Origin of the sequence: Azospirillum sp. TSO35-2, from assembly GCF_003116095.1 — a bacterium.
Lineage (GTDB): Bacteria > Pseudomonadota > Alphaproteobacteria > Azospirillales > Azospirillaceae > Azospirillum.
In genome coordinates, this window is the sequence record NZ_LGRA01000008.1 from 1,296,202 (window position 1) to 1,296,445 (window position 244).

At 61.5% G+C, this 244-nt stretch carries 1 protein-coding gene; it reads left to right on the forward strand.

All coding sequences use genetic code 11. From position 1 onward, the window contains the following. Positions 1–244: HAMP domain-containing protein (locus TSO352_RS07380; RefSeq protein ID WP_146210728.1), on the forward strand; the 244-nt coding region annotated here is incomplete at both ends.

Genomic DNA, 244 nt, shown 5'->3' on the forward strand with positions numbered 1-244 from the left:
GCTGGGCGGTCAGGCCCGTGTGGAGGGCGTCGGCGGCACCTGGAAGGATCTGACCGACAACGTGAACATGATGGCGGCCAACCTGACCGGTCAGGTCCGCAACATCGCCGACGTCACCACCGCGGTCGCCAAGGGCGACCTGTCGAAGAAGATCACCGTCGATGTGAAGGGTGAGATTCTGGAGCTGAAATCCACCATCAACACCATGGTGGACCAGTTGAACAGCTTCGCCTCGGAAGTGACG